Origin of the sequence: Pseudoxanthobacter sp., from assembly GCF_036822375.1 — a bacterium.
Taxonomy (GTDB): Bacteria; Pseudomonadota; Alphaproteobacteria; order Rhizobiales; family Segnochrobactraceae; genus Pseudoxanthobacter.
Window position 1 is genome coordinate 1 of the sequence record NZ_DAISHT010000149.1, and the last position, 9,196, is coordinate 9,196.

Annotated in this window: 7 protein-coding genes; 1 reads left to right on the forward strand and 6 read right to left on the reverse strand. The window is 69.3% G+C overall.

The window, feature by feature from the left end; genetic code table 11:
• On the reverse strand, nt 1-746 hold a 746-nt coding region (locus tag V7067_RS12940), incomplete at its 3' end, for an SDR family NAD(P)-dependent oxidoreductase (protein ID WP_334176316.1).
• 129 nt (nt 747-875) lie between these two features.
• On the reverse strand, nt 876-1,742 hold the full coding sequence (locus V7067_RS12945; protein WP_334176317.1) for a MipA/OmpV family protein: 867 nt from the start codon (nt 1,740-1,742) through the stop codon (nt 876-878).
• 382 nt (nt 1,743-2,124) lie between these two features.
• Between V7067_RS12945 and V7067_RS12950 the strand changes: the two genes are divergently transcribed.
• Entirely contained in the window at nt 2,125-2,760 is a 636-nt protein-coding gene (locus V7067_RS12950; protein ID WP_334176318.1) for an HdeD family acid-resistance protein, read from the forward strand.
• A 150-nt stretch (nt 2,761-2,910) separates the two neighbouring features.
• Here the strand turns inward: V7067_RS12950 and V7067_RS12955 are convergent, their stop codons facing one another.
• The 4 genes from V7067_RS12955 to V7067_RS12970 form a co-directional block, all read right to left on the reverse strand.
• Nucleotides 2,911-3,552: a molybdenum cofactor sulfurase gene (locus V7067_RS12955; RefSeq protein ID WP_334176319.1), complete on the reverse strand. Its 642-nt coding sequence runs from the start codon at nt 3,550-3,552 to the stop codon at nt 2,911-2,913.
• A 9-nt stretch (nt 3,553-3,561) separates the two neighbouring features.
• Complete coding sequence (tam, locus tag V7067_RS12960) at nt 3,562-4,332, reverse strand: trans-aconitate 2-methyltransferase (RefSeq protein WP_334176320.1); 771 nt, start codon at nt 4,330-4,332, stop codon at nt 3,562-3,564.
• Between the two features lie 118 nt (nt 4,333-4,450).
• Nucleotides 4,451-6,100, reverse strand: coding sequence for an energy-dependent translational throttle protein EttA (ettA, locus tag V7067_RS12965; RefSeq protein ID WP_334176321.1), 1,650 nt, complete (start codon nt 6,098-6,100; stop codon nt 4,451-4,453).
• Between the two features lie 175 nt (nt 6,101-6,275).
• Nucleotides 6,276-8,666 (reverse strand): EAL domain-containing protein, encoded by a 2,391-nt coding sequence (locus tag V7067_RS12970; protein ID WP_334176322.1) that lies wholly within the window; start codon nt 8,664-8,666, stop codon nt 6,276-6,278.
• Nucleotides 8,667-9,196 lie beyond the last annotated feature (530 nt).

The following is a 9,196-nucleotide window of genomic DNA, read 5'->3' on the forward strand; positions in this document are numbered from 1 at the left end:
GCCACGAGGAACGGCCCGAACGCCTGCCGCACCGGCATCAGTTCCAGCGTGTTGATGTTGACATGCGGCGGCTGGGTTGCGACCCAGTAGAGCGTTTCGGCGATATCGGCAGCCTGCAGCGGATCGGCACCGCGATAGAGCGCATCGGAGGCCGCCTGATTGCCGCCGGTGCGCACCAGCGTGAATTCCGTTTCGCACATGCCGGGCTCGATGGAGGTGACGCGCACCCCCGTGCCCGCCAGATCGGAGCGCAGACCGAGCGAGAACTGGCGCACGAACGCCTTGGTGCCGCCATAGACGTTGCCGCCCGGATAGGGATAGCTCGCCGCCACCGACGACAGGTTGATGATGGCGCCTTTGCGCGCGATCAGCACCGGCAGCAGGCGATGGGTGATGGTGACGAGACCGGTCACATTGGTCTCGATCATGGTGCGCCAGTCGTCGAGATCGCAGTCCTGCGCCGGCGCGGTGCCGCGGGCAAGGCCGGCATTGTTGATCAGCAGATCCACATCGCGGAAGCCTTCCGGCAGCGCGGCGACCGCCGCGTCGATGGCAGCGGAATCGCGGATGTCGAAGGCGGCGGCATGCACCTTGTCCGGCCCGCCGAGTTCCGTCACCAGCGCTGCGAGGCGGTCGGCCCGGCGGCCGGTGACGACTGCCTTCCAGCCGGCGGCAACGAAGCGGCGGGCCGTGGCGGCCCCGAAACCGGCGGTGGCACCGGTGATGAGAACGACGGGGGAAGACATGCGCGGTTCCTTCTGGGGCTCGTCCTTCCGGCCGCCGGCGGCGCGCGCAGAATCACGCGCCCGGCGGCATCGGAAACCGCAGTGTTGCCGCGCCCGCCCGGGCCCGTCCACCCGCCTGCCGCAGAAGCGTTACTTCTGCCCCCAGTTGACGCCGAACGAGTAGCTGACGCGCAGGCCGGCCGTGACCTGATTGGGCGAGCCGACATTCTGCACGATGGGGCTGTCGTAGGCCGAGCCGGTCAGGCGGTCGTAGCGCACATAGGTCACGGTCGACCAGTGCTTGTCCCACTCGTAGTCGACCGACCCCATGGCGCCGACGGTGTTGATGCCGCCGCCGGGATCGTAGGCCGTGAGCTTGGGATTGACGCTCGCCGCATGGTCGCTGACGCCGAAATAGGTGTCGGTGTAGGCGGCATCGCCCACCGTCATGCGCGGACCGAGGGCGAAGGTGAACTTGTTCCACGGCCGCACATAATCGACGCCGACATTGCCCGACCAGGCATAGTTGCCCTTCACGCCGTGCAGCACGTCGATGCGGGTGCGCAGCCATTCCACCGGCCAGAACTCGGCATAGCCGCCGAGGTTGAGGCCCCACGGCACGCTGTCGGTGCCGGCAAGGCCGTTCTGGCTGTTGTAGCGGCCGGCCATGTACTGGCCGAGAATGCCGGCCTTCCACGTCGGGCCGCCGGCGAGGGCGAAGCTGATGCCGTCGTCGGGGGATTCGAAATCCGCCGGCTGGTCGGCCCGGCGGAAGGAAAGGCTCGGATAGCCATAGCCGCCGAAGCCGCTCGCGCCCCAGTAGGACGGGCCGACGGCGGCGTTGGCCGTCACCTTCACCACCCAGGTGCGGGCGTTGGTGACATCCACCACCGAAACATCGCCCACCGAAACCTCGGGCATGTCCTGTGCGAACGCGGCGCCGCCGCCGAGCGCCGCGAGGCTGCCTGCAAGGCCGGCCGCCAGCAGGCGGATGGCGGGACGAAGCACGATGGTCATGATGCGGTCTCTCCCCTCACGGTCACTGACAGGCGGGGTGCGGGGCGCGGCAGGCGGACGGGATAAGCCCTGCCGGAACCCCGGACGCAGACTTCGCCGCCCGGTTTGTGACGTTATAGGTCAGAATTGATGAACAAGATCGACACAACGCGAGACAAACGGTCTTCACGAAACCGCGAACGCACCGGCAGACCGCCGCTACACCGTGCAGCATTTCAAAGCCGCCGTGCCTTCGTCTAATGTTGCTCCATGGCGGTTGCAGCCGTTGCCGGAGGTCCGATTCTTTCCCGTCCGGCCGGCGGCCGGCAACCGGGCCGTTCCATGCCCGTTCCCGCCCGGCGCCCGTTCCGGGCCGGGCGGTTCCAGACAATGAGGTTCGACGATGCCGACCAAACTGCCGCAGGGAACCCCTTCCGGTTCCGAAGGCCCCTCCCCGCGCCGGCCCGGCGGCCCCGGCTTCTTCCCCGGCCCCGAGTTTCTGCAGGACAAGATCGAGGCGATCCGCGCCAAGTGGGGGTGGTTCGTGGTCGTCGGGCTGCTGATGATCCTGTTCGGCATGATCCTGCTCGGCAACCTCTATGCCGCCACCGTCGCGGTGGTGTGGATGACGGGCGTGATGCTGATCATCGGCGGCGGCGTGCAGATCGCACAGGCCTTTCAGGCCCGCGGCTGGGGCCATGTCATCTTCTGGTTCATCAGCGGCCTCATCTATGCCGCCGCCGGCGTCATCGCGATGGCGCGGCCGATGGTGGCGGCCGATGTGTTCACGCTGCTGTTTGGCATCACCGTCATCGTCACCGGCGGCTTCCGCCTCATTGCCGCCCTCGATGCCCGCCCGGCGCCGGGCTGGGGCTGGATGCTGTTCGGCGGCGTGATCACCACTGCCTTCGGCCTGCTCATCACCGCCCAGTGGCCGGGCGTGACCGACTGGCTGCTCGGTCTGGTGCTGGCGGTGGACCTGCTCTCGCAGGGCTTCACCTGGCTGTTCTTCGGCCTTGCCATCCGCAAGCCGCGCTGAGCCGCGCCGCGGGGCGGTCGCCGCCCCAATGTCGCCGCGCTATGTCGCAGCGCTATTGTCGCCGCGCCATGCGGAAGGGCCGCCGGTCTGGCACGACCGGCGGCCCTTTTCATGTCGTTTCCTCATTGCTGACCGGCCGCCGGCGCCCGTTCAGCGCGGCGGCGCATAAACCCACTGTTCGGGCACGAACGCGGTGAAGCCCTCGCCGGCCGCCACCGTGCCCGGCCGGTCGACCCAGCCGATCAGCCCGCGCAGCCGCCGTGCCACGCGGGGAAAGGCGAGTTCCACATCCGGCCGGTCCGTTGCCTCCGCAATCGCCCGGCCGGTGATGCGGCAGGGCGCATTCTGGTCGCAGACCAGCATCGACGCCCCGCCCGCGAACGCGATGCGCGTGCCGCGCGGCAGCCACGACAGGTTCGCCACCCCCTCCACCACCAGATTGGCGCCGTACCACGCCGCATCGAGGCCCGGCAGGCCGAGCGCGGCAGCGGTTTCGGCCAGTTCCTCCGCCGAAAGCACCGTGAGCGAGCGCGGATTGGCGATCTCGGTGCCGCGCGGATACCACGGCTCGCGCCCGCCGGAACGGCGGGTGAAACCGAAATGCCGGTCGCCCTCGATACCGCCGCCGGCGAGCGGCAGGCTTTCCACCGCATGGGTGCGGAAATCCGCCGGATCGGCGGTGCGCAGCGTCGCCACCAGCCGGCCGGTCAGGCGGAAAGCCGGCTTCAGCATCATCGCGTCTGCCGGTCCCGCGTCTGCCGGTCCCGCTTCCGCCTTCGTCGCATCCGCCATGATCCCTCCTCAGCCGCGAACCGCAACCATGAACAGGCGCGGAAAGCGCAGCAGGCGCCGCCCGTCCGCCCGCACCGCATAGGCCTCGGCGATCCGTGTCCGGTAGGCGTCCAGAAACGGCGCCCTCATCTCCGCCGGCAGCGCCTCAAGGAATGGCAGCAGCGACGTTCCCTTCACCCATTCCACGATGGCGGCGGCATCGGCCATCACATGGTTATAGACGGTGTGCCAGATGTCGATGCCCGCCGCGTGGGGCGCGAGGCAATCATAATAGAAGCCCGGTTCCGGCAGCGCCGGCCGCACCGACACCCCGGAAAGCGCGGCCGCCCACGGCCCCCCGGCGGCCACCGCCCCGGCCAGACGATGCGTCATCTCGGCCGTGTTGTCCGGCATCTGCACCGCCAGCACGGCCCCCGGCTTCAGGGCGCGGAACAGCCGCGTCATCACCGCCGCGTGGTCCGGCACCCACTGGAACACGGCGTTGGAGAACAGCAGGTCCGTGCCGGCTTCAGGCTGCCAGCCGGCCGCGTCGGCGGCAAAGAACGGCACCGCCGGCAGCCGCCGGCGGGCGGCCGCCAGCATCTCCGGCGAGGTATCGAAACCCGCCAGCGCCGCCTGCGGCCAGAGCTGCGCCAGCACCTCGGTGGAATTGCCGGGGCCGCAGCCGATATCCACGATGCGCTGCGGCGCTTCCAGCGGCACGCGGGCCGCAAGCTCGCGCACGGCGCGGGTGCGCTCGTCGGCGAATTTCAGATATTGCCCGGCCGACCACTCCGCCATGTCCCGCTCCCTCGCCTGTCCGGCTCGCCTGCCTGTGCTGCACTCTCGTCGCGCTGTGTTTTCCGGGGGGCCGAAACGAAACCGGCCGCCCTCTTGCGGGGGCGGCCGGCCGCAGTCCTCAGCGCGTCAGGCGCTTGTACTTGATGCGCCGCGGCAGGATCGAATCCGGGCCGAGGCGACGCTTCTTGTCTTCCTCATAGTCCTGGAAATTGCCCTCGAACCACTCCACATGGCTGTCGCCCTCGAAGGAGAGGATGTGGGTGGCGAGGCGGTCGAGGAACATGCGATCGTGGCTGATGACCACGGCGCAGCCGGCAAAATCCTCCAGCGCATCTTCCAGAGCGGCCAGCGTCTCGGTGTCGAGATCGTTGGTCGGTTCGTCGAGCAGCAGCACGTTGGCACCCGACTTCAGCATCTTGGCCAGATGCACGCGGTTGCGCTGGCCGCCGGAAAGCGCGCCGACCTTCTGCTGCTGGTCGCCGCCCTTGAAGTTGAAGGCGCCGACATAAGCGCGCGAGTTGATCTCACGCTTGCCGAGCTGGATCACCTCCGCGCCGCCGGAAATCTCTTCCCAGACGTTCTTGCTGGCGTCGAGCGCATCGCGGGACTGGTCGACATAGCCGAGATGCACGGTGTCGCCGAGGCGGATGGTGCCGCTGTCCGGCGTCTCCTGCCCGGTGATCATGCGGAACAGGGTCGACTTGCCGGCGCCGTTGGGGCCGATCACGCCGACGATGCCGCCCGGCGGCAGCTTGAACGACAGGTTCTCGATCAGCAGGCGGTCGCCATAGGACTTGTTGAGCCCGTCGACCTCGATGACCGTATCGCCGAGGCGCTCGCCGGGCGGAATGACGATCTGCGCCTGCCCGGGCACGCGGGCCTCGTTGCGCGCCAGCAGCTCGTCATAGGCCTGAATACGGGCCTTGGACTTGGTCTGACGGGCCTTGGGCGAGGCCTGCATCCACTCGCGCTCACGGGCGATCGCCCGCTGGCGGGAGGCCTCCTCGCGGCCCTCCTGCTCCATGCGCTTGGCCTTCTTTTCCAGATAGACCGAGTAGTTGCCCTCGTAGGGGATGCCGCGGCCGCGGTCGATTTCCAGAATCCACCCGGTGACGTTGTCGAGGAAGTAGCGGTCGTGGGTGATGATCAGGATCGCGCCGGGATATTCGCGCAGGTGGTTTTCCAGCCAGTGCACGCTTTCGGCATCGAGATGGTTGGTCGGCTCGTCGAGCAGCAGCAGGTCGGGCTGCTCCAGCAGCAGGCGGCACAGCGCCACGCGGCGCTTCTCGCCGCCCGACAGCGCATCCACGGGCGAATCGCCGGGCGGGCAGCGCAGGGCGTCCATGGCCTGATCGATCTGCGAATCGAGATCCCACAGGTTCTGCCGGTCGATCTCGTCCTGCAGCCGCGCCATCTCGTCGGCGGTCTCGTCGGAATAGTTGACGGCCAGTTCGTTGTAGCGGTCGAGAATGGCGGTCTTGGAAGACACGCCCAGCATCACGTTCTCGCGCACCGTCTTTTCCGGGTCGAGCTGCGGCTCCTGCTGCAGGTAGCCGATGGTCGCGCCCTCCGCGATCCATGCCTCGCCGGTATATTCCTTGTCGACGCCGGCCATGATGCGCAGCAGCGTGGACTTGCCCGAGCCGTTGGGGCCCAGAACGCCGATCTTGGCATCGGGGTAGAAGGACAGGTGGATGTTATCCAGCACCTTCTTGTTGCCGTAGGCCTTGTTGAGGCCGTGCATGTGGTAAATGAACTGGCGCGCCATTGCGGTCCTTGCGATCGGTCTGAAATTGCGGACGGACAAGCCCTGCCGCCGCCCGGCCGAACCCGCCTTTTGGGACAAGGCTCTTAAGCCAAAGGACGTTCCGCGGCAACGGCAGGCGGCGGGCAGGCAGCCGGCGGGGCGGCAGATTCAGCCCTCTTTTTCGCCGCGGCGACCGTCACGCCCGTGCGCCCGGCGCGCCGCCGTGGGTCCACAGCGCCTCGGCCGCCGGCGCCATCGGCCGGCCGAACAGGTAGCCCTGTGCCAGCGGACAGCCGATGGCGGCCAGCTGGCCGGCCTGTTCTTCCGTCTCCACCCCCTCCGCCACCACGCTCAGTTCCATGGTGCGGGCGATTTCCAGCATGGCCCGGATGACCGCCGTGTCGGCGCTGACCCGGCCGAGATTGGCGACGAACGAGCGGTCGATCTTGATGCGGTCCACGGGCAGCCGCTTCAGGTGGGTGAGCGAGGCATGGCCGGTGCCGAAATCGTCGAGCACGATGACGATGCCCATCGCCCGCAGCGCCGCCAGCGTTTCCACAATTTCGCCCGTGCGCCGGCCCACCGTCACCGTCTCGGTCACTTCCAGTTCCAGCCGCCGCGGATCGAGCCCGGTACGCTGCAGGATCTGGTGCACATCGGCCACCAGTTCGCCGCCGACAAGCTGCCCGGCCCCGAGGTTCACCGCCACCCGGCCGGGGTCGTAGCCGTGCGCCAGCCAGTGCTGCACCTGTTCGGCCACCGCCGCGATGACGTGGCGCCCCAGCACCGGCATCAGGCCGGACGCCTCAATAAGTGGGATGAATTTGTCCGGCGGCAGCGAACCGCGCTCCGCATCGTGCCAGCGCACCAGAGCCTCGAACCCGACACGGCTGCGCCCGGCCAGCGAAACCAGCGGCTGATAATGCACGCTGATGTCGCCGGTGCGGATCGCCTCCGGCAGGCGGGAGACCACCCAGCGGCGCAGGTCGGCCTGCTCGCGCAGGGCATGGTCGAAAAAGGCAAAGCCGCCGCCTTCCGCCTTGATGGCATCGTTGGCGAGGTCGGCATGGCGCAGCAGGCTGGCGGCATCGCCGCCGTCCTGCGGCCAGCGGCACACGCCGAGGCTGGCGCCGATGCGCACCAGCACGCCCTTCACCACGACCGGCCGGTGCAGGCTGGCCGCCAGCCGCCGCGCCAGAGCCTCCAGCCGCCCGCGGTCGTTCTGCCAGGGCAGCACGATGGCGAATTCGTCGCTGCCGGTGCGCGCCACGGTGCCATCGCGGCCCACCTCGCGCTCCAGCCGGCGCGCCACCTCCGTCAGCACCACGTCGCCGGCCGCATGGCCGCGGGTGTCGTTGATCTGCGCGAAGTCATCCAGATCGATGCAGATGAGGCCGCCCCCGGCGGCGCCGGTGCGGGCGACGGCCTCTTCGAGGCAGGCGACGAAGCTCGTGCGGTTGAGCAGCGTCGTCAGAGAATCGTGCCCGGCCAGAAAGGCGGCCCGCTCGCGCGCCTCTGCATCCTCAGAGACATCGCGCACCATGCCGACGACACCGGTCAGCCGGCCGCCGGCATCATGCTGCGGCTGGCACAGGCCGCGCAGGTGACGCACCTCGCCGTTGCCCAGCAGCACGCGGAACTGGCCGGTGGCCTCGCGCCCGCCTTCCAGAATCGTCCGCAGCATCGTCTGAAACGCCACCCGGTCGAGCGGGTGCAGCAACTCCACGGCATGCACCGCATCGAGCGCCACCTGCCCCAGCCCCAGGAGGGCCGCCAGTGCGGGGGTGAAGGTGTAGACATTGGCAGCAAGATCGAGCCGCCAGCCGCCGGCAACGACCGCATCGCGCCCGCCATGCAGCGCCAGTTCGCGGCCGATCAGCCGCGTTTCGATATCCTGCAGCGCAGTCAGGTCATGCTCGCGGATGACGATGCCGGTTTCGCCGCTGGCCGCATCGAACGCCCGCACCGCCTCGATGCCCAGCAGGCGGGCGTCGTCGCCGCTGCCGGCCTCGGCATAGGCAAGCCCGGCGCCGCGCGCCCGCACCGCACGCAGCAGCACGGCCGGCACCCCGCCGGCCCCGGCTGCGCCGTCTTCCGCCGCAGCCCCCGCACCGCGGCGGCGGGCGGCCGCGCAGGCGTTGTCGCTCAGAAACACCAGTTGCTCGGCCCGCCCGCCGAACGCCGGGCCGGTGCGGGCATCGCTCGGATCGATGCGCACGGGAAAACCGAAAACCAGAATGCCGACCTCGCCGCCGTCGAGCACAACCGCCTGCATGACGAGATCGAGCGGAAACGGACCGTCCGGCCGGGCCAGCGTCCAGCGCTCGCGCGTGGCCTCGCCGCGCAGCGAGCGGCGCACCACCTCCTGCAGGCGGGCCCGGGCGTTCGCCGAGAAAACCGGCGATTCGCCGCCGGCCAGCGCTTCCGTGGAAGATACTCCCCACAGGGCAAGGCCGGCCGGGTTGGCATAGACCCGCCGCTGGGTGCCCAGATGAAGCACCCACACCGGCATGCACAAGCCGGCAAAGGCCCGCGGATCGAAGTGCATCAGCCGCCCGGCAGCTTGGGAGAGACCGCTTTCCGTCATGCGCGCGATTCCGAAGGCTCAGAACATTCCAGACGAACCGGCGCTCCGCTGGGGGGCAATCGAAGCGATGACCGTTACTCTACCATGCTTTTTCCGATTTACGACTCCGCCGCGCTTTTACGACTCCGCCGCGCTGCGATGCGGCATCGCCCGTGCCGGCGCCGGGCCGCTGCTCCGGCCGGCGGGTGCGACACTGCCGGGGGCCTTGTTTTGCTTGCGTTGCCGCACGCACCCTGCCATCGTGCGCCGCCACCTCCCCACCGCCCGCAAAGCGGGCGGGCTGTCGGCGTGCGGGCGGTGCCCCGGAAGCCGGTTGCCCTTCGGGGCCGGCCCTGCCTCCGGGCCTGCTGTTCCTGCGCCGGTTGCGGTGTGCGCCGATCGTGTCGGCCGCATCCCGGAGCTGTGGCCGCGGCGCGTCCTCTCCCGGCATCGGATGCGCTGGCTGTAATCGCCGAGTAAGTCCGATGGGATGCCCGATGAAGATTCTCGTGCCCGTGAAACGGGTCGTCGACGCGAACGTGAAGGTTCGC